The organism is Herbidospora daliensis, from assembly GCF_001570585.1.
GTDB lineage: Bacteria > Actinomycetota > Actinomycetes > Streptosporangiales > Streptosporangiaceae > Herbidospora > Herbidospora daliensis.
Genome location: NZ_BBXF01000004.1, coordinates 52,273 through 75,216 on the forward strand (window position 1 = coordinate 52,273; position 22,944 = coordinate 75,216).

A 22,944-nucleotide genomic window follows, 5' to 3' on the forward strand; every position below is an offset into this window, starting at 1 on the left:
GTGAACCTCGAAGGCCTCCGACGCGCCGCCCAACGCAACACCGGCACCCAGCCCAAAACCAGCCCGATCACCATCAACGTCACCGGCCAGGCCCTCGTCATCCAACCTGGTGACCGAGTGCTCATCGCTGGCCAGTTCGACGACGAGACCAAGACCGCGCTGATCGACCACTTCGAAGACAACTGGTCCGACGTCGAACTCGTCATCGTCAACAACGTCGCCGAACTCGCCGTCGTCCGAGCCGACCGCGCCGTCATCCGCGATCAGGAGGCTGCCGATGTCCGATGAGCTCGAACCCCGCCCTGACAACATGGCCAGCAGGGCACGCGACGGAAAAGGCCGCTACGACCGAGACCCCACCGTCGCAGAACGCGACGCCCAGGCCGCTGCCCTCCGGGCCCGATCCCTCACCTACCAGCAGATCGGCGACCAGCTCGGCATCTCCCGGCAGAGCGCCTACGAAGCCGTCAAGCGCGCCCTGGCCGACACCCTCGCCGAGCCTGCCGAGGCCGTCCGCACCCTGGAGTTGGAGCGGCTCGACGGCATGTGGCAGGCCGTTCAGGGCGTGCTGGAGCGCAAGCACCTGACCGTCTCCAATGGCAAGGTCGTCCAGCTCCCCGACGAAGACGGCAAGCTCGTGCCGATCGAAGACGACGCCCCGATCCTCCAGGCCGTCGACCGGCTTCTCAAGATCCAGGAACGGCGCGCGAAACTCCTCGGCCTCGACACACCGGTCAAGCAGGAACTCACCGTCGACGCGGGCATCCGCTGGGAGATCGTCGGAGTCGACGCGGACGTCGTGAAATGACCACCCAGACCGTCATCCGCTTCGAACCCCGCGGCGCCGCCAAGGAAGCCTTCGCTCGCACCGACCCTGAGCTGCTGCTGTCTGGTGCGGCCGGCACCGGCAAAAGCGTCGGAGCCTTGTACAAGGTCTTCTTCGCCTGCCTGATGACTCCTCGCGTCCGCGCGCTGATCGTTCGCAAGACGCACGCCTCCCTCACTGCCTCGACCCTCGTCACCTTTCGGGAGAAGATCGCCGCCGAGGCGATCGAGCACGGGTACGTCCGCTGGTACGGCGGCTCCGGCTCCGAGCCCGCCTCGTTCAAGTTCCGCAACGGCAGCGTGGTCGTGGTCGGCGGGCTCGACCGCGCGACGCGGCTGCTCAGCACCGAGTACGACCTGTGCTTCATCGACGAGGCGATCGAATGCACCGAAGAGGACATCGACACGATCGTCACCCGTTTGCGCAATGGGCGGTTGTCCTACCAACAATTGATCATGGCGACCAATCCCGGCCCGCCTACCCACCATCTGAAGATCCGCGCCGATGAAGGCCGCGCCGTCATGCTGTATTCCAAGCATGAAGACAACCCCCGAATGCACGACGGCACCGAATGGACCGAATACGGCCGCGACTACCTGACCCGCCTGGAGTCGCTCACCGGCGCCCGCTACCACCGGATGCGCTGGGGCAAGTGGGTCGCCAACGAGGGGATCATCTACGAGGGCTGGGACCCGAGTGTCCACGTCGTTGACCGGTTCGTGGTGCCGGACGATTGGACCAGGTATTGGACAGTCGACTTCGGTTACGTGAACGCCTTCGTCTGCCAGATGTGGGCCGAGGATCCGGACGGCCGCCTGTTCATGTACCGCGAGCACTATTCGACGAAAAAGACCGTGGACGAAATGGCCGAGGCCATTCTCGAAACCGTCACGAAGCCGAACCCTGATTTCGTCGCCCCCCGCGATGGGTCGCATGTGCCGGCTCATCGCAAGCGAGGCGAGTGGACGGAGCCCATGCCGCGGCTGATCCTCGCCGACCACGACGCCGAGGGGCGCGCCGTGCTGGAACGGGAGCTGGGCCGCTCGACGCGTGCGGCGAAGAAGGCCGTGCTCGACGGGATCCAGGCCGTGCAGCAGCGGATGAAGGTCGCCTCCGACGGCCGGCCGCGTCTGTTCCTCCTGCGCGACTCCCGCGTCGCCCGGGATCAGGAGCTCGCGGACGCGAAGAAGCCCACCAGTACGGAGGAGGAGATCCCCGGGTATGTGTGGGACGTTGGCGCGGGTAAGAACCCCAAGGAGCAGCCCCTCAAGGATGGTGACCACGGCTGCGACGCCATGAGATACCTGGTGCTGCACCGCGACCCGCGGAACAAGCCCAGCATTCGTGTCATGAAATGAGCAGGGCCCCGAGGCTCGTCACAGCCCGGGACCCCAGCGCCCTGTAACGCGCGCCACTCGTGCCTCGCAGCGTACACAGGGAGCCCCACACGTGAAGCGATCGATCTTCGACCTCATCAAGCCCGGCGCGGTCCTCGTGCTCGCCGGTCTCGGCTGCCTGGTGGCCGCCGCCTGGACGTGGAACACCATCGCGGGCCTCGCCGCCACCGGCCTCGCCTGCCTCTACACCGAGTGGGCGTCGCGATGAGCGGCCTGTCCCTCCGCAACCCCCTCGCCCCTGCCGTCGCCAACCAGGCCCCGGTGCCGTACGTCAGCCGGGCCGGCGCACGAGGCCTGGGCGGTCTCCTCGGCGCCGCTGCCGTCTCCCCGGCCACCCAGATGGACGCGTTCGGCGCGGTCGGAACCCTGTTCTCGATCGTCACCCGCACCTCGAACGCGACCGCCCAGGTCGACTGGAAGCTGTGGCGCAAGGCCAAGAGCGGCCTCAAGGAAGACCGCGTCGAGATCACATCCCACCTGGCGCTCGACATCTGGAACAAGCCCAACCCGTTCATGACCCGCCAGGAGAACGTCGAGGCCACACAGCAGCACGTCGACCTCACCGGCGAGGGCTACTGGGTCGTCGCCTACGACCCGCGCGTCGCCACCCTGCCGATGGAGCTGTGGCCCGTCCGCCCCGACCGGATGACGCCGGTCCCCGACCCGAAGACGTTCCTCAAGGAGTGGGAGTACTCCACCCCCGACGGACAGAAGATCACCCTCGACGTCAAGAACGTCATCCAGCTCCGCATGCCCAACCCCATGGACCCCTACCGCGGGCTCGGGCCGGTGCAAACGATCCTCACCGACCTCGACTCCTACCAGGCCGCCGCCACCTGGAACCGGAACTTCTTCCGCAACTCGGCGCTGCCCGGCGGCCTCATCCAGATCGACACGCAGCTCGTCGACGACGAGTACAACGAGATGGTCGAACGGTGGCGCGAGTCCCACCAAGGGCTGTCGAACGCGTGGCGCGTCGCCATCCTGGAGAACGGCGCCAAGTGGGTCGACCGCTCCTACAGCATGGCCGACATGCAGTTCGCCGAACTACGGAGCGTCTCCCGGGACGTGATCCGCGAGGCGTTCGGGATGCCGAAGTTCGCGCTCGGCGACGTCGACGACGTCAACCGCGCCACGGCCGAGGCCAGCAAGGCGTGGTTCGCGGAGATGCTGACCGTACCCCGACTGGAGCGCATCAAGGGCGCGCTCAACAACGACTTCCTGCCCCTCTTCGGCGCGAGCGCCCGCGACCTGGAGTTCGACTATGAGAACCCCGTGCCGCCGGACGCCGAGGCCCGGAACGCCGAGCTGACCACGAAGGCCGGCGCCGCCGCCACGTTGGTGGCCGCAGGGTTCGAGGCGGCCGACGTGCTCGACGTGGTCGGGCTCCCGCAGATGGGCCACACGCCGCGGCCGGTCGTTGGCATCCCTGGCCAGGGGCTGCCCGGCCCGGGTGTCGTGCCCGAGACGCCGGAGAACGTCCTTGCCCGCGCCCGCGCCCGCCTCACGCGCAGCCCGCGCCGGCCGCGCGCTGCCGCGTCCGATGACGAACAGGAGGAGGCCCGAGCGGACTGGAAGGACCTCCTCGACGAGCTGCTCGCCGACTGGGAGGACATCACCGCCGCGCAGCGTGAAGCCCTGCGTGAGCAGATCGAGGAGATCGTCGACGGCGGAGACCCCGAGGCGCTCGCCACCCTGACCGTCCCGACCGATGACGCCCACGCGGCGCTGCTCGCGGCGATGGTCGAGCAGGCGAAGGCCGCGCAGCAGCGGATGGCCGACATGGCGGCCGAGGCCGGCGAGGAGGTCGAGCCGATCGACCCCGAGGAGGACGGCGGTGAGGAGCTGCTCGCCGCGCTGGCCGCTGCCGCGCTGCTGCTGGTCCTGCTGCTCGCGTCCTCGCTCGCTGCTGCCGCTGCCCGGCTGGCGTGGTGGTACTGGGGACAGGGCGAATCCGGCGCTGACGTCGCCGCAGAGGTCGACGCCAAGCTCGCAGGCATGTCTCCGGCGGAGCGGCGCCGCTACCTCGGGTGGGCGCTGTGGCAGGCGGAGGGCGAAGCGCGGTGGGAGATCCTCGCCCGGATGGATTGGGATCACCTCGAAGCAGTCGAAGAGGATGATCGCTCAACGTGCAAACCATGTGGCACGATTGACGGAACGCAGTTCCCTGATATAGAGACTGCGAGGAAGGCCTACCCCACGGGTGGCTACGTTCACTGCCTCGGCGAGCTTCACTGCCGCGGCAACGTAGAGCCACGGTGGGAGGCGCGTAGTGCGCGGCAGGCGTCAGGCACGTAGAACGGCCCGGGCCGCCATCCGCACGGCCCCTACCCCCGTCGAGCAGCCGCAGACCTGGTTCCGCATCGAGAACCTCGTCGCCCCCGACACGACGGCGATCTACATCTTCGACGAGATCGGGTATTGGGGCGTCACCGCCGCCGACTTCGCCCGCGAGCTCGCGTCCATCGCGGCGCCGAACATCGACCTGCACATCAACTCGCCTGGCGGGGATGTCTTCGAGGGTCTGGCGATCTACAACACGATCCGCAAGCACCCGGCGAACGTGACCGTGTACATCGACGGCATCGCCGCCTCGGCCGCCAGCTTCATCGCGCAGGCCGGGGATCGGGTGCTGATCTCCCCGAACGCCGTGATCATGATCCATGACGCGTCCGGGATGTGCATCGGCAACGCCGAGGACATGGCCGAGATGGTCGAGCTCCTCAATGGTGCCTCCGACAACATCGCCGACATCTACGCACGTCGCGCGGGCGGCACCGCCGAGGAGTGGCGGGCCCTGATGCGCGCCGAAACCTGGTACCACAACGGCCCGGATGCGGTCGCGTCCGGACTCGCCGACGGCCTCGACGAGGACGACGACGAGGCCGAGGAGGAGCCGGAGGAGCGCGTGCGCCGTTCGGCCGCCGCCCGTTACGCCCCGGCCGCCCGCGCTGAGCTGGCCGGCCTGGTGCTCAACACGACCGCCCCGGCTGAGCCGGAGGCTCCTGAGGCTCCCGCTGTTCTCCCAGGTCCGGCGGTTGAGGAGGTGGCGGCCGAGGTCGAAGAGGGTGCCGAGGCCGCCACCGAACCGCCCGCCGTCGAGGAGCCCGTCGAGGAGCCGCCGGTCGAGGTCGAGGAGACCCCGGCCGAACCCCAAGAACCCGAGGGCGTCGAGCCCTCCGCCGAGGCAGCCGCGCCGGACGCCTGGGCCACCGCAACAGCTGGCCTGCTGGCCGACCACGACGACTGGGCCGCGCTGACGGCCGGTCTGCTCACCGACGCCCCGACATGGGCTGACCTCACGGAGGCACTGCTGTGACCCGTCCGACCACGCTCACCCCGGGGCAGCGCCACCGCCTGGCCAGCCTCGGCATCCCGCTCCACCGCGTCGGCAAGGTGATGAACCGTGCCGGTGCACTGCCGCGCCCGAAGAACGCCGACGAGCTCGAAGAGGCGCTCGGCGACACCGCCAGCCTCAAGCAGATCGCCGCCAGCCGCGACAGCCTCAAGGACTTCGTCCTCGCCTACGCGCAGGACCAGGCGCGCAGCGATGAGAGCATCGAGCAGCAGATCACCGAGCAGGTGCAGCGCGCGTTCGGCGGGGCCCTGCGCGGCGACCAGATCAACAACATCAACCGGCTCAACCTCGACCCCACCGGCAGACCTGCCGCCAGGTCCAAGCACTACAACCCGAAGGCACCCGGGGCCAAGCTCGACGCCGAGTTCGCCGACTGGGGCGGCTACCTGTCCGCGACGTGGGACGGCGCCAAGGGCGCGGCCGCGATGGAAGCCCAGGACAAGATCCAGCGGATCCAGAACGCGTTCGGGTCCTCAGTCCCCTCCGACGGCGGGTTCCTCATCCCCGAGACGCTCCGGGCCGAACTGCTGCGCGTCGCGCTGGAGATGGCCGTGGTGCGGTCCCGCGCCCGCGTCGTCCCCATGGAGAGCCTGACCGTCCCCTACCCGATGATCGACTCCACGTCGAACGCGAGCAGCGTCTACGGCGGAGTCCTCGGCTACTGGACCGAAGAGGGCGGCGCGCTGACCGACTCCTCGCCGTCGTTCGGCCGCGTCGAGCTGCTCGCCAAGAAGCTCACCCTCTACAGCGAGGTCCCCAACGAGCTGTTCCAGGACTCGCTCATCACGCTGATCCAGTTCATGAACGAGTCCTACCCCGAGGCGCTGGCCTGGTTCGAGGACGTCGCGTTCACCTCCGGCAACGGTGTCGGCCAGCCGCTGGGCTACCTCAACGCCCCCGCCGCCGTCTCGGTCGCCAAGGAAGCGGGCCAGGCCGCCGACACGATCGTGTGGGAGAACCTGGTCAAGATGTACGCCCGCATGCTGCCCAGCTCGATGAGCCGCGCCGTGTGGGTCGCCAACCTCGACACCTTCCCCGAGCTCGCCACCATGGCCCTGTCTGTCGGCACCGGCGGCTCGGCGGTGTGGATCGGCGACGGCGGCGGCGAGGCCGCACCCCCGATGCGGATCCTGGGCCGGCCGGTCATCTTCACCGAGAAGGTCTCCACCGTCGGCGACGCCGGCGACATCAACCTCGTCGACTTCGGCTACTACCTGATCGGCGACCGGCAAACGATGCAGTCGGAGACGTCGGCGCACTTCAAGTTCGGCAACGACAAGACGGCGCTGCGCGTGATCGAGCGGGTGGACGGCACCCCGTGGATCAAGTCGGCGGTAACGCCGAAGACCGGCAGCAACACCCTGTCCCCGTTCGTGAAGATCGCGGCCCGCTAACCCTCGCCCCCGAGAAGGAGAGCCATGGCAATGGAAGGGCTGGGGCGGCTGTTCAACGTCGTCCCGCAGGCAAACGGGGTTCACATCCCGCTGAAGAACGCCGGTGGCGTGACGTTCATCTGCTTTGAGGATGACGGCTCGCAGATCGTCACCCTGAAGGAGAGCGCCGACGGCCTGTCGGAGCAGAACCTCGCGGTGATCTCGAAGGTGTACAAGGGCCCGGGCGTCGGCGGCGTGTGGACGAAGGTCACGCAGAACGCGGCGGCGACGTTCGACCTGGCGGACGACACCGCCAACGACGCGATCGCGATCTACGTGTCCGCGAGTCAGCTGTCCGACGGGTTCAACTGCGTCGAGCTGACCAACGACGGCGGCAACCCGGTCATCGCGATCATCCACGACCTGAACACGCAGCGGAAGCCGGAGCTGCTGGCCCGGAGCGTGGTCTGATGTCGACGATCATCAAGGGTGATGAGGTCCGGGCGGTCACGCTCGGCATCAAGGTCGAGAAGTCGTCGGGTGCCACGGTCAACGGCAGCACGCCGATTTTCACGGTGTCGGGTCTCGTGCTCGTGCGGGCGATCGTCGGCGTGGTCACGACCGCGTTCGACGGCACCACGACGAGCCTGAACCTCACGCACGATCCGACGATCGGCGCGGCGGTGGACATCTGCGCGGCGACGGTCGTGACCTCGGATGAGGTGGGGACGGTCTACTCCTACCTGGGTGCGGCGATCACGACGCTGCTGGTGTCGTCGGGGACGACGGTGCCGGGGACGGCGTATGCGCCGAGGCCGCAGGAGGCGTTCTTCCAGCCGGGTGTGATCAACCACAAGGGGACGGCGGCGGACGCCGGCACGGTGCTGTGGCGGTGCCTGTACGTGCCGATCTCCGATGGCGCGTCCGTGGCGGCGGCCTGACGTGTCGTTGTGGCGCTGCCGGGGGTGCTCCACCGCCTATGCGGTGGGGCTCCCGGCGTGCCCCCACTGTTCATCGACGGAGTGCGAGGAGGACGGCGGGATGCCGAAGATCACACGTCATGGTGGGCCGTCGATCGCGGGTCCGCAGGGGATCAGCGGGGCGTGGTCGGACACGACGACGCGTGACCCGTGGCCGGACCTAGGAGTGCCCGACGCCGACGCGGCGGTGTCCGAGACCGTGGCCACGCCGGTGGACTGGGATCCCGGCCCGACGCTGCACGTCCCGGGCGATTCCGAGGGCGCGGAGACGTCGGTCGAGGTGTCTGGCCTGCCCGCCCCGGACTACACGGACATGACGGTGGCCCAGCTCCAGGCGGAGCTGAAGGAGCGCGGGCTGCCGACGTCGGGCAACAAGCGGGACCTCATCGAGCGTCTCGAAGAGGACGACCTCGGAGAGGCCGGCGCGTGAGCTGGGAGCAGCTCTCCGACATCGCGCGTGAGGCGTCGGCGGTCCGTGAGGCGGAGCGGTCGGCGCCTCCGGTGGCGTGCCCGAATGACGGGGAGCCGCTCGTCTCCAACGGCGCTGGTGTGTTGGGCTGCTCGTTCGACGGCTGGCGGGCGTCATGACCGAGGTGTGGTACGTGACCCGGGAGGCGGTGGTGGCCGCCCCCGACATCAAGGAGACGGCCCAGGCCAACGCCCAGGTCGGCCGCGCCATCGAGACGTCCTCGCGCACGGTCGAGGCGCTGTGCCACCGCCGGTTCTACCCGTTGCGTGAGGTGCGGGCGTTCGACTGGCCGCAGCCCTACAGCCGGTCGTGGCGGCTCTGGCTCGACGGCAACGAACTACTCGAAGCGCACTCCATCACGTCCGGCGGCGTCACCCTGGCCCCATCCGAATACCTGCTGCGCCGCAGCGACGGGCGCGAAGGCCCGGCAACGCACATCGAGATCGACCTGTCGCAGGGCGGGGCCTGGTCGGCGGGCTCCACCCACCAGCGGGCCATCTTGATCGACGGCACCTGGGGTTCGTGGTCGGCGGCCGTGCTGGCCGGGTCTCTGGCCGGCGCGGTGGCTACGACCGATGGGACGCAGATCACCGTGGCCAACGGCAGCGGCGTCGGTGTGGGTGATCTGCTGCGTGTCGACGACGAGCGGATGATCGTCACGGATCGGCGGCTGGCGGACACCGGGCAGGACCTCGGCACCGCGCTCACCGCCTCGGCGGCGGACACGATGTTCGCCGTCGCCGACGGCGCCGTGTTCGCGCCCGGCGAGGTGCTGCTGATCGACGCCGAGCGGATGATGGTGCTCGACGTCGCCGGGGACAACCTCGTGGTGAAGCGGGCGTTCGACGGCAGCGTGCTGGCCGCGCACTCCACGGCCGACATCTACGCCCCCCGCTCCCTCACCGTCGCCCGCGGGGTTCTCGGCACCACCGCCGCCACACATGCGTCGGCTACGCCGATCGCCCGGCATACGCCGCCTCCGCTGGTTCGGGACCTGTCGCTCGCGGGCGCGGTCAACCAGCTGCTCCAGGAGTCCAGCGGCTACGCACGCACCAGTGGCTCCGGGGAGAACGCCAAGGAGTACGGCGGCCGGGGCCTCGCCAAGCTGCGCGAGGACTGCATCCGGGCTCACGGCCGGCGGCTGAGGGCGAGGGCCATATGAGCTGCGAGTCGTTCCAGGAGATCCGGCTGACGAAGGACGTCACCCCGGACGGAGCTGAATGGGTTGTCCGCGAACCCATCGCCACGTCGACCTTCGTGTGCAGCTGCGGCCTCACGATCAGCGGGCCGCCCGAGCGGGTTCGGGACGCAGCGACGCCGTGCATGGAGCGGGCCACCGGCCTCGTTCTCCGGCAGTCCGAGGCGGTGCCGGATGGACGTTAGGTTTCACGTCGAGATCAGCGGCCCCGCGTTCGACGGCCGCGCCCGCCAGGCCGTCCACGACTTCCTGCGCGCCGCCGAATGGGACGTCGCCCAGCAGGGCGAGACCGAGGTCCACCGCGAGCTCGACGCCAACCTGCGCAACCCCACTGGCAACTACCAGGACCACGTCACGACCGAGCGCGGCGGCGGCGGAGTCATGGTCTGGGACCAGGACATCATCTACAGCTTCTGGCTGGAGGGCGTGCCCGAACGCCGCGACCGGCGGCACCAGTTCCCCGGCTACCACAGCTTCCGCGACGCCGCCGTCGCCCTCGACCGCGTCGCCGGACCGATCGCCGAGCGCACCCTCGTGCCCTACCTGGCGAGGATGCAATGAACCTCGACATCAAGGCCGCACGCCAGGTCATCCTCGACCACGCCGCCCAATCCGGCCTATACGACGGCGTCCTCGGCCACGAACCCATCAGCGCGCCACGCACAGGGCTGACGATCGGCGTGTGGGCGCACCACATCAAGCCCATCGCCAAGGCCTCCGGCCTCAACGTGACCTCGGCGCGGGTGCTGATGTTCGCGCGGATCTACACCTCAACGATCCAAGCCCCGGCCGATGACATCGACCTGCTCGTCGGCAACGCGTGCGCCGACCTGATCGGCCGCCTGACGGGCGACTACAACCTCGGCGGCACGGTGTCGAACATCGACCTTCTGGCCGCGCACGGCATCGCGATGGAGTCCGAGCTGGGCTATCTCCCGCAGCCGAACGGCGAGAAGTCGCGGATCGCCTCGATCGTCATCCCGCTGGTTTTCAACGACGTGTGGACACAGGAGGCCTGACGTGGGCAAGCAGAGCGGCCTCGGCGACAACCTTTACGTCAGCGGCTACAACTACAGCGGCGACATCGGCTCCATCGGCCGCATCGGCGGCGGCCCGACGCCCCTCATCGTGACCGGCATCGACAAGTCCGGCCAGGAGCGCATCGGCGGCCTGATCGACGGCGCGATCGAGTACAACGGGTTCTTCAACCCCGACGAGGGCCGCGCCCACGAGCGCCTGTCCCTGCTGCCGACCGGCAACCAGCTCCTCTCTTACTGCCGAGGCACCGGCCTCGGTAGCCCCGGCGCCGGGCTTGTCGCCAAGCAGGTCAACTATGACCCGACGCGCGGGCAGGATGGCTCGATCACGTTCGCCATCTCCGCGCAGTCGGCCGGCGGGTGGGGCCTGGAGTGGGGTCGGCAAGGCACGGCGGGCGTCCGGTCGGACACGACGGCGACGAACGGCGCGAGCATCGACGACAGCGCCTCATCCGCTCACGGACTGTCCGCCTACCTGCACGTCTTCTCCTTCACCGGGACGTCGGTCACGGTGAAGCTGCAACAGTCCTCCGACAACGGCGGCGCCGACGCGTGGACTGACGTCGTCGGCGGCGGGTTCACCGCGGCGACCGGCGTCACGTCGCAGCGGATCGCCACAGCGAACGATCTGGCGGTGGAGCGCTATCTGCGGGTCGTCACGACCGGGACGTTCTCGGCCGTCACGTTCGCCGTCCTGATCTGCCGTAACGAGATCGAACCGGGGTTCTGATGCGCCAGGGTCTGCCACCTCGGGCCTACCAGACGTTCGGCATCGCGGCGCCCGCCGACCGGCTGGTCAAAGCCGCGTGTCCGCAGGTCGGCTGTGTGGCGTGGCGAAAGGGCTGGGAGTCCGTCATCGACGAGAAGACGGCCCTCGGTGCCTCACAGGCGGCATGGATCAGGACCTACTCAGCCCGGACCTTCCGCGAGTCCCGGGCGGCGGGGTTGACGGTGTTCCGGTTCGAGCCCGGCCAGCGGTGCTTCGCCGACCATCACACCCGGCCGGAGATCTACTTCGTCCGCCCCGGCGACCTCACCACAGCGCTCGGCCAGCCGCGGCGGCATTCGCGGCCGGCTGACTGGGTCGAGGACTTCGGGCTGAACCAGCAGCGACTCCGTGACGCCCAGGCGCGCGGCTAACGAAAGGAGCGGCTCATGAAAGAGTCCGGGTTGGGGTGGACCACGCTTTCTGTCGACGACAGCGGCGGCTCCGCCAAGGACATCCGCAACGACATCACGAACTTCCAGTTGGCGACCCCGCGCGCCGTCCAGGACGTGACGGGTCTGGACAAGAGCGCGATGGAGCGACTCCTCCTGCTGGCCGACTTCTCGATCACGCTGAACGGCGTCTTCAACGACGAGGCCGACAAGAGCCACGCGGTGCTGCGGACCGTCCCGTCGACGACCGCGCACCGGAGCGTGTCGATCGGCGTGTCCGGGCAGACGCTCGCGGCCGAGTGCCTGTTCACGGACTACTCGCTGAACCGCGGCGCGGACGGGTCGCTCGTCTGGACCGCGCCGGGCGTGCTGGCGGACGGCGCTGTGCCGACGTGGGGCGCTTCCTGATGGGATTTCAGCGCGCCGCGACGGTCACCGTCGCCTTCCCGCCCGAGCATGAGCTGCACGGCTTCGAGGCCGTCTGCAAGCGCATCTCGACGGGCTACTACCTCGACAAGCCCAAGGCAACGGAGCGGCCCTACCTCCAGGAAGCGCTTGAGGAGCTGACCTCGGCGCTCGTCTCGTGGAACTACGAGGACGAGAAGGGCAAGGCGGTCCCGGCCACGGCTGCGGGCCTGCGCCGTCTGGACATCGCTGCGACGAAGGCGCTGTACAAGGCGTGGCTGGACGAGGTGGCGGAGGTGAAGGCCCCTTTGTCGCCGAGCTCGCCGCGTGGCGGGCCGCCCTCGATCGATCCGGGGTCGATCCCCATGACCCCGCTGTAGCCGTCCCCCGGGAGCTGGCCGACGCCCGCTGGGTGCTCGCCAGATGCCGGGAGTTCGGGGTGCTGCCGTCGCAGCTCCTCGACGAGGACGCCGGCCTGATGCAGCTGCTCGCGATTGAAGAACTCGGCGGAGGCCCTGCCCCCGCCCCCGCGCCGCGTAGGAGGTGACCGTGTCGAACGAGGTCCGCATCGTCGCGATCGGCGACGATAAGACCGACCGGCTGTGGTCGTCGCTGGAGGGGCGGGCCCAGACCTTCAAGCGGTCGATGGAGCAGACGTCGACGTCGGTGTCGCAGTCGACGGGCCGGATGAAGTCCTCGTCGGAGCGGGACGTCGGCGCCGTCGGCGACTCGTTCCGCAAGGGTGGGGATGAGGCCGAGCGGTTCGCGGCCCGGGTCGACGGCGCGGGGTCGGCACTGGAGCGTTCGCTGGCCCGGCTGAAGTCGGCGCACACGTTCACGTTCGACGCGGACACCTCGGCGTTCGACGGCCTCGCTGAGTCGGCCGAGCGGGCCGGTGACGAGGCGGGCGAGCGGTTCACGACGGCGGCTGAGGGCCGGATTCGCGACTCGCGGGGCCGGTTCGTGGGCGCGGGGAAGGACATCGGCGACAGCCTGTGGGACGGCCTCGGGTCGGGCGGGTCGGGCGGCGGCCCCGACAGGTTGATCGACATGTGGTCGGGGGCGTTCGACCGGCTTGAGGTTGACGCGGGGATGGCTGGTGCTGGCGCGGGTGCGGCGATCGGGGCGGGGATTCTGCTGGCGGGGCCGATCGGTCAGGTCGCGGCCTCGACGATCGTGCTCGGTTTCGGTGCTGGGCTGGCGCAGCTGGGTGCGACGAGCGCGCTCAAGAGCGAGGAGGTCAAGGGCCAGTGGCGTGACCTGGGCGACCATTTGTCGGATGAGCTGGCGGATATCGATGGGCCGTTCGAGGAGGCGATGTCGCGGCTGCCGGCGCATGCTGAGCGGGCGTTCGCCAGCCTGAAGCCGGAGCTTGAGTCGTCTTTTGCGACTCTGGGTCCGGCGGTCGAACGGTTCGCGAAGAGCTGGATGGACGCCATCGGCGACATGGATCTCACGCCGTTGTCCGATGGCGCTGCTGCGGTCATGGATGCTCTGGGCGACCGGGGCGATGAGATTTTCGGGAACTTGAACGACGGCCTGAATTCTCTGGGGCAGACGGCGCGGGATCACGCGCAGGACTTCGCGTCGATCTTCGAGGGGATGACGAAGGGCTTCTCCTGGACCACTGAGGCGATGGGCGGCTTGGCCGACACCTGGGACGAGGTCATGGGGGACGTCGAGGATCTCGGCAACGCCTGGGCGTCCGGGTGGGGTATGGCCGAGGAGAGCACCGAGCGTTTCATGGCCGACCTCGACAACTCCGGCGCGGAGATGCAGGCGGCGGCGAGTAAGGCCGCTGAGCTGGCGATCGGCTACGGGCTGGTGGCGACGGGCGCTGACGCGCTGTCGGACTCGATCGAGAACGTGACGGCGGCGTTCAAGGAGCATTACGACCCGGCGGCGAAGGCGTTGGAGGCGTCGATCAAGTGGAAGGAGGCCCAGGCCGAGCTCGCGGAGGACATGAAGGAAGGCAACATGTCCTTGCTGGAGCGGGAGCAGGCGCTGCTCAGCCAGAACAACATCTTGAGGGAGATGGCGCTCGCGGAGTCGACGTTGTCGGAGTCGACCGAGGAGACCAGCCGGACGTTCGAGGATCAGCTGCCCAAGCTGGTGGAGCTGGCGCGGGGCAGCGAGGAGGGCCGGAACCTCATCCTGGGCCTGGCCCAGTCGCTGGGGGTTGAACTCGTCGCGGGGGCGAACGACTCGTTTATCGCGATCGACGAGATGGGTAAGGCCATCCAGATCCTGCCCGACGGCAAGACCGTCAAGGTGCTGGGCGACATTGACCAGCTGAAGGACCGTCTGGCGGACGCGCGGGCCCGGTTGGATGATCCGAACCTCACCAAAGAGCGCCGCGCGAAGATCAACGCCGAGATCAAGGCCCTCGAAGCGGCCGTCGCGGCGGCTCAGCGTGCGCTGGACTCGCTGCGGGACAAGACGGTGACGGTCACCGTCCGGCAGGTGCGGGCCGACATCAACACCTCACACGGCGGCGGCTATCCGCTGGCGCACGGCGGCAATGTGCCGGCGTACGCCGATGGGGGGAATACGCGGGCGTCGCTCGCCCGGCCGAGTAGCGCGCTGGCGCTGGTCGGTGAGGCGGGCCCGGAGCTGGTGCGGTTGCCGTACGGGTCGACGGTGATTCCGGCAGGCCAGACGCAGCAGATGCTCAGCGAGGGCGACGGGATCATCCGGGGTTTCTCGTCGGGCGGTAACAGCGGTTCGGGTGTGCCGTCGACGTGGGGGAATCCGGGCTATGGCGCGTATGTGCCGACGCCGCCTCTGTGGGGGAATCCGGGGCCTGGGGTGCAGATCGGCGATGCGCTGGCGATCGACGAGTACGGGAACAGCGTGCCGCCGGGGACGGTGCCTCGGGTTGAGCTGAGTGTGGTGAAGCCGAACGACTACGCGGGTTCGAGCGGCGGTGGCGGCGGTGGCGGCTGGCCGGGCGGCGGTTCGGGTGGCGGCGGGGGTGTGGATCCGTCGACGCCGTCGGTCGGCTTCGAGGACACCAACACCCTGCTGATCCCTCGTAACCGGCCGGATGGGAAGGCGGCGCCGCAGCTGCCGGTGCTGGGCCCGAATGGTCAGCCGGTTGAGGATCCGTGGGGGTTCGTGGGGGCGTACGCGTATCCGGGGATGGGCGGCAGCTCCGGCGGCGGCGGTGGGGGCGGCGGTTGGGGTGGTGGCGGCGGTACGGGTGGCGGCAATGCGGTGGGGCTGACGATCAACGTGTACGTGCAGGGGAGCATCCGGGCTGAGCGTGACCTGGTCGGGGTCATCAGGAACGAGATCGTGCGTGGCGGGTTCGGAGGGGTGTTGCAGTGACGATCGTCATCGTCAACCAGGGCGAAGAGGACATGATCGACGCCCTGGCGGCCGTGAATTACACGGTCCACCTGTTCACGAACGACGCGGCGGCCGGGCTGACGCAGTCGCAGATCGACGCGTTGGATGAGTCGGATTTCACTGAGGCGACGTTCACCGGGTACAGCGCGAAGGCGTTGACGGGCGGGTCGTGGACGACGACGCCGGGGAATCCGGCCGCCGCCTCTTACTCGACGCAGAACTTCCCGCGCACGGCGACGGGCGCTCCGGAGACGGTCTACGGCTACTACGTGACCCGTACGTCGGGCGGCCGGTTGCAGTGGTTCGAGTACCTCAACAACCCGGTTGGGATCGAGTTCGACGGCGAGTACATCCAGGTCACGCCCAGGTTCACCCTCCGCGACGAGGAAGACTGATGCGCGCCGGGCGCGCCGCAGAGGTGCTGGAGGCCACGAGGTCGGCATGGCGGCGGGACCGTCGTGAACGCCTGGCCCGGCCGCTGGGTGGCGGGCATCTGGTGGTGGACCGCGAGCCTGAGCTGATCTACGGGCCGGGCGGTGACGTGGTCGGCGTGGACGCGTGGGTGCGTCAGTTCGACCGTGCGGGGCGCGAGGTGCGGATCGACCCGCACCGGCGGATCGTCAACCCGCCGACCGTCCACGAGGGCGCACAGGACCCGGCTGAGGCGTTCTATCGGGTGGTCGAGGACAGCGTGGTCGGCACCCCGAACGCGCGCGGGTGGCGGACGCGCGGCACCGTCACGACGGTGTTCGCCGACACCGGCGACGGCACCATCGACTCCAGCAACGCCACCTACTCCACCGCCCGCTCCGGGAGCAACCTCGCCGCGACGACCAGCAACACCGACCTGTTCATCGGCCAAGGCGAATTCGGCGGCGAGTACTACATCTCGGAGGGCTTCCTCAGTTTCGACACCTCCGCGATCCCCGACACGGACAACGTCACCGCCATCGCGCTCGCGCTGTGGCAGCTCTCCGACGAGTCGACCACCGACTTCACGTTGGAGGCCCGCCAGTCGGCGTGGACGTCCGGCGGGCTGACGACGGCCGACTGGGTGGCCGGAGCCTCGCTCGGCAGCCTGACCCTGCTGGCGTCGATCAACACCTCCGGCATCGGCGCGGACGGCGCGTACAAGACGCTCACCAGCGAGACCGCGCTCCTGTCCGCGACGAACCTGAAGACGGGCACGGTCGCGATGCTGCTGTGCTCCTCGCGGCATCGCGGCAACAACACGCCGTCGGCGGGCACGTCGGAGGCTATTGGGGTCGCGTCGGCGAACGACACGGGGACGACGCACGATCCGAAGCTGACGATCACTCACGCCGGGTCCAATGCGGTCCCGATGTTCACCTCTCGACCTGCACGCATCTGGAAAGGAAGGCCCCGCTGATGGGCATCTGGGCGATCCCGTGGACCGGAACCGTGACCGCCTCGGGCGGCAACGCCGACCTGTGGGAGGTCCTCCCCGGCGACGACCTCCCGTGCAAGATCCTCGGTTTCCGGCTCGGGCAGATCTCCGAGGTCGGCGACGCGATGGAGGAGGGGCTGCGCGTCTCGATCCTGCGGATGCGCGCCACCGTCACCTCCGGGTCGGGCGGCTCGGCGGGTGCGCCTGAGGACGTCTCCCGCAGCAACCAGACGCCGGGGTTCTCCTGCGAGACGAACAACGCCACCGTGGCCACCACCTCGGGTGACACCGAGGTCATCGACGAGCTCGGCTGGAACATCCGCAACAGCCCGTATGAGGTGTGGTTCCCCGATGACCGGCTCCAGCCCAAGGCCATCCAGGGCGAGGCGCTGCTGGTTCGTCTCCAGACCACGGCGGCCGACGACTTCACGTTCGCGGGCACCCTGTGGATCGACGAAGGCTGAGCTGAGCTGACCGATGCCGAACCAGTTCGTCCGCCGCCCGATCGCCCGGCGCATCCGCCGGTGGATCCCCCCGACCGAGCCGGTCCCGCCCCCGCTGGCGGCCATCACCGGCTCCGGCGGCGTGGTCATCGGCGGGTCGGCGACGATCTCGGCAGCGCACCGGGTCGCGGCAATCACCGGCTCTGGCGGCGTCGTCGTCGGCGGCACAGCGAACCCTGGCTTCAAGCACGGTCCGCAGGTCCCCTCCAACGTCAGGTTGACGTGGGATTTCGACAACGACGGCGACTTCGACCAGCCGGTCGAGGACATCACCCCGCTCGTACAGTCCCTCGAAACCTTCACCGGTCGGGACTGGCCCTCCCAGCTCACCGGGTCGGCGTCGGCCGGCCGCCTGCGGGCGATGTTGAACAACTCGGGGAACTGGTTCAACTACTTCCAGCAGGACTCTCCGCTGAACCAGGACCCGTTCAGCTTGCACACCGGCCGGCTGCTGCGGCTGCGCGTGTCGGAGGCGACGGACAGCCCGGACTCGACTCTGTTGGCGCGGGATCGGTTTCGGCGTGCGGACTCGACGAGTCTGGGGTTCGAGGAGGAGGGCGCGACGTGGGTGCAGCCGCTCTCGGACGACTTCCGGATCACGTCGGAGATGGCGGCCGCGACGGGTGAGGGTGATCCGCATCTGGCGGTGGTGGACATCGGCGCGGCGGATTACTACTTGCAGGCGTTGATCGCGGGTCTGGGGTCGCTGACGAACCGGGTGGGGCTCTGCTACCGGTACGTCGACTCGAACGACTACAGCCTCGCGGTGATCAGTGCGTCGGCGAAGTCGCTCCAGTTGATCGACGTGGTCAGCGGCGTGGAGAACGGTCGAGGGTCGGTCTCGATCGAGGTCTACTCGGGCGTCACCCTCGGCGTGCTGCTCTCCTCGACCAGCGTGACAGCCTACGTGGACGGCATCCCCTACCTGACCGCCACCGCGCCGAACACCAGCTCGACCACGGCGGGCATCTACGCCCGCTGGGGCAGCACGGACATTCGTCCGGTGTTCGACAACTTCTACGCCTGGGACCGGTTACCTGTCGCTGTCGACGGCATCCTGTGGACCGGGGACGTGGCCGACGTGGTGCCGTCGGTGATGCCGGGCCCGCAGCGGGTCGCCTCCCTGTCGGGTGAGGGGTGGCTGGCGAACATGGCCGCGTTGCAGGTGACGCCGCCGACGAGCATCACGGGGCGGAAGACGGGCCAGCTGCTGGGCGCGGTGCTGGCGGAGTGTCTGCTGCTGCACCCTCCCGGCCCGATCGCGCCCGGGGATGTGACGACGGGCCCGTTCGCGATGCGGTCGACCACCGCGCGGGCCGTGGCCAGGGCCATCGAGGAGGCGGAGTTCGGGTTCCTGTACGAGTTGCCGGAGGGCCCGATCGCGTTCGAGTCCCGGTCGGCCCGCGACGCCTCGACGGCCGTGGTGACGTTCTCCGACGAGCCCGGGGCGCAGTTCGGCTACATCGACGTGACGCCGCAGGACTGGCGGCGCGAGGTCTTCAACCGGGTCGTGGCCGGTGTGTCGCCGTACGCGATCGAGGACGAGGCCGTCCTCTACACCGACCCCGGCCCGTACGTCCTGGCTGAGGGCGAGTCGGTCACGCTGGCCGCGTCCTACCGGGGCCAGGGCGTGGTGACCGCGTGGACCGGCCACAGCCGCAGCATCTCCGCACCGCTCGCACCATCCGGCGTGTCGCTCGCCGGAATTACCACCACGTTCGCCACCGAATTTCAGGTCCCACTGCCCGACGCCACAGACGCCGGAGACCTGATCCTCGTAGCCGCCCTGATGCGCAACTGGGACGGGAGCACCCCATCAGGCTGGGAGCTCATATCCGCCGAGGGCGACGACGCGCTGCCGATTTACATCTACTGCATCTTCGCCCGGGTATGCGATGGAGAAGAAGAACCCGGCGACACTCTCGACCTTGGGATAACCCCCGGCGGCGACCTCAACGGAGTCGCGCACATCTATCACATCACCGACTGGTACGGCGATATCGACGACGGCATCCAGTGCACGCCGACCCTGTTCAGCCAGGCGGTCAACCCGAACCCTCCGGCGATCAGCCCGGCATGGGGGGCCGTCCCCACGCTGTTCATCGCAGTGGGGGGCAGCACGAACCTCGCTTTTTCGGGCACACCGGTGTTGAACAGCTACCCCTCGTCCTACTCGAACGGCGTGTTCACCCGCCAGCCGTCGTCTGTTCTGGGATGGATCGCGTCGGCGACACGGGTCGGTGTGGCGACGACGGAAAACCCGGGCACGTTCAGCGTGAACAGCGCCGCCGTGGCCAACTCTGTATTGTCTGTCACGATCGCGGTCCGGGGTTCGACCGCACCCATCCCCGTCACGGGCGAGACCCCGGCCGGGACGAACGGCACCTTCACCATCGCCTACGACGACGAGATCGGCGGCGACTACCAGTCCCACACCAACATCCAGGTCAGCGGCATCGTCCTCGCCCCCGGCGACGACATCTCCGTCCAGAGTGACGACGTCGAATCCCAGGAACGCCACCGCTCCATCCGCTCCTACCGCACCAGCAGCGCCCTGTTCGCCAACAGCGCCGACGCCCTCGAATACGCCGGACGCGTCCTCACCCGACACTCCACCGACCGGCCCATCGTCGCCATCTCATTCATCGCCACCAAGAGCGCCGCCTACCGCGCCCAGGCCAAGCTCAGACGCGTCGGCGACCGCATCCGCTTGATCGCCAACTACAACAGCGGCCTCGGCGTCGACCAAGACTTCTTCATCGAATCCATCGGCCACGCCTTCTCCGACGGCCTCAGAAAGTGGGTGGTCATATGGGAACTCTCCCCCGCACCACCCTGACCCGGGCCCTGCCCCCGCCCGACCACCCAGCACCACCCGCGCCAGCTGAAGGGGGACCCACCAGCCATGACCGGCATCGAACTCGTGGACGTCTTCGTCGTCGTCGGCATCATCGGCGGCGCCATCGCCCTGCTCTGGAAAGGAGGGACGTGGCTCATGCGCATCATCCGACGGATACAGGACTTCCTCGACGACTGGAACGGCGAACCAGCACGTCCCGGAGTGCCCGCCCGCCCCGGCTTCCCCGAGCGGATCGCCGCCCTCGAAGCCGAGTCAGCCCAGGTCGCCACGACCGTGGAGGCCGTGTCCACCCGGCTCACCCGCGTAGAACGAAAGATCGACACCGCCGGAGGCACAGCATGACCCACCCCCTCCCGCCGACCCCCTACGAAGGTGCCGGCCTCACCCCCGAAGACCCGCCCCAGGACGACCTCCCCCAGGCGCCCGGCTCCGCAGTGATCGAGGAAGACGATGGCGAAGAAACGAGCTGACCAAGCCCTCCTCGACGTGCTCCGCGGCGAGCTCGGCTACCGCGAACGCCCCGACGGCTCAACGAAGTTCGCCGAGTGGTGGTCCGACCGCCACAACAAGCCCGCGGTGTGGCGGCGGGCGGCCTGGTGCGACATGTTCATCTCGTGGGGCGCGGCCCGGGTCGGCCTCACCGATGTTGTCGGCGACTCGGCATGGACGCCCGGCCACGCTGCCTGGTTCGCCGCCCGCGACCAGTGGGGCCTGGTCCCGCGCGTGGGCGCGGTCGTGTTCTTCGACTGGGCCGGCACGAAGAACATCCCCGCGATCGACCACGTCGGCGTCGTCGAGGCCGTGCGCGGTTCGACCATCGTCACCATCGAGGGCAACACGCTGAACGCCGTCATGCGCCGCGAGAGGTCCATGTCCACGATCGCCGGGTTCGGCTACCCGGCCTACCTCAACCTGCCCGCTGCGGCGGCGAAGCCGTCATCGAACTGGACGGAGGACCTCGTGAAGACGTTCCCCCTCATCAAGCCCGGCGCCAAGGGATGGGACGTGAAGACCGTGGCTGGCCTGCTGGCCGCCCGGGACTACGCGATCCCCGAGGGTGTCGATGACACCGTCTACTCGCCGCCGTTCGTGGCCCGGGTGAAGGAGTTCCAGCGCGCGGCCGGGCTCAAGGAAGACGGCGAGGTCGGCCCGAAGACGCTGGCCAAGCTGCTGCGGGTGGCGTAGCCGTGGCGCTGCCCGCCGGCGTTTCGTCGGTCACGGTCTCGGGGCGGTTCATCCGCGGTGATGGTCAGCCGTGCCGAGGCAAGGTCACCTTTACGCCGAGCAGGACGCTGACGGGGCCGGGCACGACCCCGCCGGTGGTGATGCCTCCGGCGCCGGTCGTCGCCCTGCTCAACACCTCGGGCGCGTTCTCGGTGGTGCTGGCGGCTACGGATGACGCTGATCTGGAGCCGACGCCGTGGACGTACGCGGTGGTGGAGGAGATCACGGGCCAGGCGCCGCGGTTCTACTCGATCGAGCTGCCGGCGTCGCCGAGCACGGTGGATCTAGCCGACCTCGCCCCGGTGGCCGAGCCGGAGGACGTGGAGACGTACGACCAGCGGTATCTGCGGGTGGCCGGCGGGACGATGGCGGGCGCGCTCACCCTGTCCGGCCCGCCCACGCAGAGCCTGCACGCGGCGACGAAGGCGTACGTGGACGCGTCGGCGGGCGGGGGTGAGGGTGGTGCGGTTGCGTCGGTGAATGGGCAGACGGGTGTGGTCGAGCTCGATGCCGGGGATGTGTCCGCTGATCCTGCGGGTACGGCCGCGTCGGCGGTGTCGGCCCACGCCGGCGACACGACTGACGTGCATGGGATCGCGAACACGGCGGCCTTGGAGACGACGAGCGGGGCGACGGCGAAGGTGTCGGCGCACGCGGGTGCGTCGGACCCGCATGGGGATCGGGCGAACGCGGCGTCGCTTTATCTGCCGAAGGCGTACACGGCCAGCGTCGAGCCTGCCGCGCCGGTCGCTGAGTGGCACGTCAACTACGAGACCGACCCGTCGGATAGCCCCGACCTGTTCCGGATCTTCAACAACGGGGTCAAGAAGACCTGGTGGAACGAGAACGGGTCGGTCCGGGGTGAGGCCGCGAAGATCGACGAGGCTGCGGCCCGCTGGTACGGCCTGTCGGGGCAGACCGCCGACATCTGGCAGGTGCTCGACACCCGAACGAACGCGGCCGTGCTGGCCTGCGTGAAGCCGAACGGGAACCTCGTCATCACCGGGAGCTTCCAGGGCGCGAACGGCGCGTGGACAGTCCTGACCTCGAATGACGGGGACTACACCGCCGTCGACGCCAACCACGCCGAGTGGCAGCCCGCCGTTCGGCTGGTGGGCCCGGCGAATGAGACGGTGCAGATGAGGGGCCGTTTCACGGTCACGAACACCGTGTTGAACGACGTGATGACGGTGCTGCCGTCGCAGTTCCGGCCGTCGAAGACGGTCCGGATCTCGCTCGCGAACGGGCAGTCGACGGCGATTCACGGGTTCATCGACACGTCCGGCAACGTGACGATCGGCCGGGCGGTGACGTCGGCTGGGTGGTTGTCCTTGGACGGGGTGCAGTTCTCTCGGGTTTAGTCGTCCCCGCCGGTCCACGGCGGGCTGCTCCAAGGA

Annotated in this window: 25 protein-coding genes; all 25 read left to right on the forward strand. The window is 69.1% G+C overall.

Translation table 11 applies throughout. The features are described from left to right. The 25 genes from AW274_RS20470 (at nucleotide 1) to AW274_RS20590 (ending at nucleotide 22,908) form a co-directional block, all read left to right on the forward strand. On the forward strand, nucleotides 1–288 hold the full coding sequence (locus AW274_RS20470) for a hypothetical protein (RefSeq protein WP_062434954.1): 288 nt from the start codon (nucleotides 1–3) through the stop codon (nucleotides 286–288). Beyond that, on the forward strand, nucleotides 278–808 hold the full coding sequence (locus AW274_RS20475; protein WP_062434957.1) for a helix-turn-helix domain-containing protein: 531 nt from the start codon (nucleotides 278–280) through the stop codon (nucleotides 806–808). Before AW274_RS20470 ends, AW274_RS20475 begins: the two co-directional genes overlap by 11 nt. Next, nucleotides 805–2,184, forward strand: coding sequence for a phage terminase large subunit (locus AW274_RS20480; RefSeq protein ID WP_062434960.1), 1,380 nt, complete (start codon nucleotides 805–807; stop codon nucleotides 2,182–2,184). Before AW274_RS20475 ends, AW274_RS20480 begins: the two co-directional genes overlap by 4 nt. Before the next feature lie 91 nt (nucleotides 2,185–2,275). After that, nucleotides 2,276–2,431 carry a hypothetical protein gene (locus AW274_RS40455; RefSeq protein WP_157520564.1) on the forward strand — a complete coding sequence of 52 codons (156 nt, stop codon included), beginning with the start codon at nucleotides 2,276–2,278 and terminating at the stop codon, nucleotides 2,429–2,431. Continuing rightward, entirely contained in the window at nucleotides 2,428–4,521 is a 2,094-nt protein-coding gene (locus AW274_RS20485; RefSeq protein WP_062434964.1) for a phage portal protein, read from the forward strand. Before AW274_RS40455 ends, AW274_RS20485 begins: the two co-directional genes overlap by 4 nt. Continuing rightward, entirely contained in the window at nucleotides 4,496–5,542 is a 1,047-nt protein-coding gene (locus tag AW274_RS20490; RefSeq protein WP_062434966.1) for a head maturation protease, ClpP-related, read from the forward strand. The genes AW274_RS20485 and AW274_RS20490 overlap by 26 nt, the downstream gene beginning before the upstream one ends. Then, nucleotides 5,539–6,975: a phage major capsid protein gene (locus AW274_RS20495; protein ID WP_062434967.1), complete on the forward strand. Its 1,437-nt coding sequence runs from the start codon at nucleotides 5,539–5,541 to the stop codon at nucleotides 6,973–6,975. The genes AW274_RS20490 and AW274_RS20495 overlap by 4 nt, the downstream gene beginning before the upstream one ends. Nucleotides 6,976–6,999: 24 nt before the next feature. Next, on the forward strand, nucleotides 7,000–7,425 hold the full coding sequence (locus tag AW274_RS20500) for a hypothetical protein (RefSeq protein WP_157520567.1): 426 nt from the start codon (nucleotides 7,000–7,002) through the stop codon (nucleotides 7,423–7,425). Then, entirely contained in the window at nucleotides 7,425–7,895 is a 471-nt protein-coding gene (locus AW274_RS20505) for a hypothetical protein (RefSeq protein ID WP_062434971.1), read from the forward strand. Before AW274_RS20500 ends, AW274_RS20505 begins: the two co-directional genes overlap by 1 nt. Nucleotides 7,896–7,995: 100 nt before the next feature. Beyond that, nucleotides 7,996–8,364: an SAP domain-containing protein gene (locus AW274_RS39360; protein WP_198169337.1), complete on the forward strand. Its 369-nt coding sequence runs from the start codon at nucleotides 7,996–7,998 to the stop codon at nucleotides 8,362–8,364. Nucleotides 8,365–8,518: 154 nt separating this feature from the next. Beyond that, the gene (locus AW274_RS20515; RefSeq protein WP_062434976.1) at nucleotides 8,519–9,565 is read left to right on the forward strand and encodes a hypothetical protein; all 1,047 of its coding nucleotides are present in this window, start codon (nucleotides 8,519–8,521) and stop codon (nucleotides 9,563–9,565) included. A 210-nt stretch (nucleotides 9,566–9,775) separates the two neighbouring features. Beyond that, nucleotides 9,776–10,162, forward strand: a complete 387-nt coding sequence (locus tag AW274_RS20525) for a hypothetical protein (protein WP_062434980.1) — start codon at nucleotides 9,776–9,778, stop codon at nucleotides 10,160–10,162. Continuing rightward, nucleotides 10,159–10,620 carry a hypothetical protein gene (locus AW274_RS20530; protein ID WP_062434983.1) on the forward strand — a complete coding sequence of 154 codons (462 nt, stop codon included), beginning with the start codon at nucleotides 10,159–10,161 and terminating at the stop codon, nucleotides 10,618–10,620. The genes AW274_RS20525 and AW274_RS20530 overlap by 4 nt, the downstream gene beginning before the upstream one ends. Nucleotide 10,621: 1 nt before the next feature. Further along, nucleotides 10,622–11,368: a hypothetical protein gene (locus AW274_RS20535; RefSeq protein ID WP_062434986.1), complete on the forward strand. Its 747-nt coding sequence runs from the start codon at nucleotides 10,622–10,624 to the stop codon at nucleotides 11,366–11,368. Beyond that, nucleotides 11,368–11,778: a hypothetical protein gene (locus AW274_RS20540; RefSeq protein WP_062434988.1), complete on the forward strand. Its 411-nt coding sequence runs from the start codon at nucleotides 11,368–11,370 to the stop codon at nucleotides 11,776–11,778. The genes AW274_RS20535 and AW274_RS20540 overlap by 1 nt, the downstream gene beginning before the upstream one ends. 15 nt (nucleotides 11,779–11,793) lie before the next feature. After that, on the forward strand, nucleotides 11,794–12,204 hold the full coding sequence (locus AW274_RS20545) for a hypothetical protein (RefSeq protein ID WP_198169338.1): 411 nt from the start codon (nucleotides 11,794–11,796) through the stop codon (nucleotides 12,202–12,204). Next, nucleotides 12,204–12,581 carry a hypothetical protein gene (locus tag AW274_RS20550; protein ID WP_157520570.1) on the forward strand — a complete coding sequence of 126 codons (378 nt, stop codon included), beginning with the start codon at nucleotides 12,204–12,206 and terminating at the stop codon, nucleotides 12,579–12,581. The genes AW274_RS20545 and AW274_RS20550 overlap by 1 nt, the downstream gene beginning before the upstream one ends. 169 nt (nucleotides 12,582–12,750) lie before the next feature. Beyond that, nucleotides 12,751–15,531: a methyl-accepting chemotaxis protein gene (locus AW274_RS20555; RefSeq protein WP_062434992.1), complete on the forward strand. Its 2,781-nt coding sequence runs from the start codon at nucleotides 12,751–12,753 to the stop codon at nucleotides 15,529–15,531. After that, nucleotides 15,528–15,947 (forward strand): hypothetical protein, encoded by a 420-nt coding sequence (locus tag AW274_RS20560; protein ID WP_062434994.1) that lies wholly within the window; start codon nucleotides 15,528–15,530, stop codon nucleotides 15,945–15,947. The genes AW274_RS20555 and AW274_RS20560 overlap by 4 nt, the downstream gene beginning before the upstream one ends. Then, a complete protein-coding gene (locus AW274_RS20565) occupies nucleotides 15,947–16,942 on the forward strand; it encodes a hypothetical protein (RefSeq protein ID WP_062434996.1) in 996 nt (331 codons plus the stop codon). Before AW274_RS20560 ends, AW274_RS20565 begins: the two co-directional genes overlap by 1 nt. Continuing rightward, complete coding sequence (locus AW274_RS20570; RefSeq protein ID WP_062434998.1) at nucleotides 16,942–17,424, forward strand: hypothetical protein; 483 nt, start codon at nucleotides 16,942–16,944, stop codon at nucleotides 17,422–17,424. The genes AW274_RS20565 and AW274_RS20570 overlap by 1 nt, the downstream gene beginning before the upstream one ends. A gap of 13 nt (nucleotides 17,425–17,437) precedes the next feature. Next, nucleotides 17,438–20,302: a hypothetical protein gene (locus AW274_RS20575; protein WP_062435000.1), complete on the forward strand. Its 2,865-nt coding sequence runs from the start codon at nucleotides 17,438–17,440 to the stop codon at nucleotides 20,300–20,302. 66 nt (nucleotides 20,303–20,368) lie between these two features. Then, nucleotides 20,369–20,665 carry a hypothetical protein gene (locus AW274_RS20580; protein WP_062435003.1) on the forward strand — a complete coding sequence of 99 codons (297 nt, stop codon included), beginning with the start codon at nucleotides 20,369–20,371 and terminating at the stop codon, nucleotides 20,663–20,665. A gap of 108 nt (nucleotides 20,666–20,773) precedes the next feature. Beyond that, nucleotides 20,774–21,508: a peptidoglycan-binding protein gene (locus AW274_RS20585; RefSeq protein ID WP_063813519.1), complete on the forward strand. Its 735-nt coding sequence runs from the start codon at nucleotides 20,774–20,776 to the stop codon at nucleotides 21,506–21,508. Nucleotides 21,509–21,510: 2 nt separating this feature from the next. Beyond that, nucleotides 21,511–22,908 carry a hypothetical protein gene (locus tag AW274_RS20590; protein ID WP_062435009.1) on the forward strand — a complete coding sequence of 466 codons (1,398 nt, stop codon included), beginning with the start codon at nucleotides 21,511–21,513 and terminating at the stop codon, nucleotides 22,906–22,908. Nucleotides 22,909–22,944 lie beyond the last annotated feature (36 nt).

What these genes read in the sequence shown, in the direction of transcription:
- AW274_RS20475 (WP_062434957.1), top strand. Translation starts at nt 278, where the DNA reads ATGTCCGATGAGCTCGAACCCCGCCCTGACAACATGGCCAGCAGGGCA.
- AW274_RS20480 (WP_062434960.1), top strand. Translation starts at nt 805, where the DNA reads ATGACCACCCAGACCGTCATCCGCTTCGAACCCCGCGGCGCCGCCAAG.
- AW274_RS20485 (WP_062434964.1), top strand. Translation starts at nt 2,428, where the DNA reads ATGAGCGGCCTGTCCCTCCGCAACCCCCTCGCCCCTGCCGTCGCCAAC.
- AW274_RS20500 (WP_157520567.1), top strand. Translation starts at nt 7,000, where the DNA reads ATGGCAATGGAAGGGCTGGGGCGGCTGTTCAACGTCGTCCCGCAGGCA.
- AW274_RS20505 (WP_062434971.1), top strand. Translation starts at nt 7,425, where the DNA reads ATGTCGACGATCATCAAGGGTGATGAGGTCCGGGCGGTCACGCTCGGC.
- AW274_RS39360 (WP_198169337.1), top strand. Translation starts at nt 7,996, where the DNA reads ATGCCGAAGATCACACGTCATGGTGGGCCGTCGATCGCGGGTCCGCAG.
- AW274_RS20515 (WP_062434976.1), top strand. Translation starts at nt 8,519, where the DNA reads ATGACCGAGGTGTGGTACGTGACCCGGGAGGCGGTGGTGGCCGCCCCC.
- AW274_RS20525 (WP_062434980.1), top strand. Translation starts at nt 9,776, where the DNA reads ATGGACGTTAGGTTTCACGTCGAGATCAGCGGCCCCGCGTTCGACGGC.
- AW274_RS20530 (WP_062434983.1), top strand. Translation starts at nt 10,159, where the DNA reads ATGAACCTCGACATCAAGGCCGCACGCCAGGTCATCCTCGACCACGCC.
- AW274_RS20540 (WP_062434988.1), top strand. Translation starts at nt 11,368, where the DNA reads ATGCGCCAGGGTCTGCCACCTCGGGCCTACCAGACGTTCGGCATCGCG.
- AW274_RS20545 (WP_198169338.1), top strand. Translation starts at nt 11,794, where the DNA reads ATGAAAGAGTCCGGGTTGGGGTGGACCACGCTTTCTGTCGACGACAGC.
- AW274_RS20550 (WP_157520570.1), top strand. Translation starts at nt 12,204, where the DNA reads ATGGGATTTCAGCGCGCCGCGACGGTCACCGTCGCCTTCCCGCCCGAG.
- AW274_RS20565 (WP_062434996.1), top strand. Translation starts at nt 15,947, where the DNA reads ATGCGCGCCGGGCGCGCCGCAGAGGTGCTGGAGGCCACGAGGTCGGCA.
- AW274_RS20570 (WP_062434998.1), top strand. Translation starts at nt 16,942, where the DNA reads ATGGGCATCTGGGCGATCCCGTGGACCGGAACCGTGACCGCCTCGGGC.
- AW274_RS20575 (WP_062435000.1), top strand. Translation starts at nt 17,438, where the DNA reads ATGCCGAACCAGTTCGTCCGCCGCCCGATCGCCCGGCGCATCCGCCGG.
- AW274_RS20580 (WP_062435003.1), top strand. Translation starts at nt 20,369, where the DNA reads ATGACCGGCATCGAACTCGTGGACGTCTTCGTCGTCGTCGGCATCATC.
- AW274_RS20585 (WP_063813519.1), top strand. Translation starts at nt 20,774, where the DNA reads ATGGCGAAGAAACGAGCTGACCAAGCCCTCCTCGACGTGCTCCGCGGC.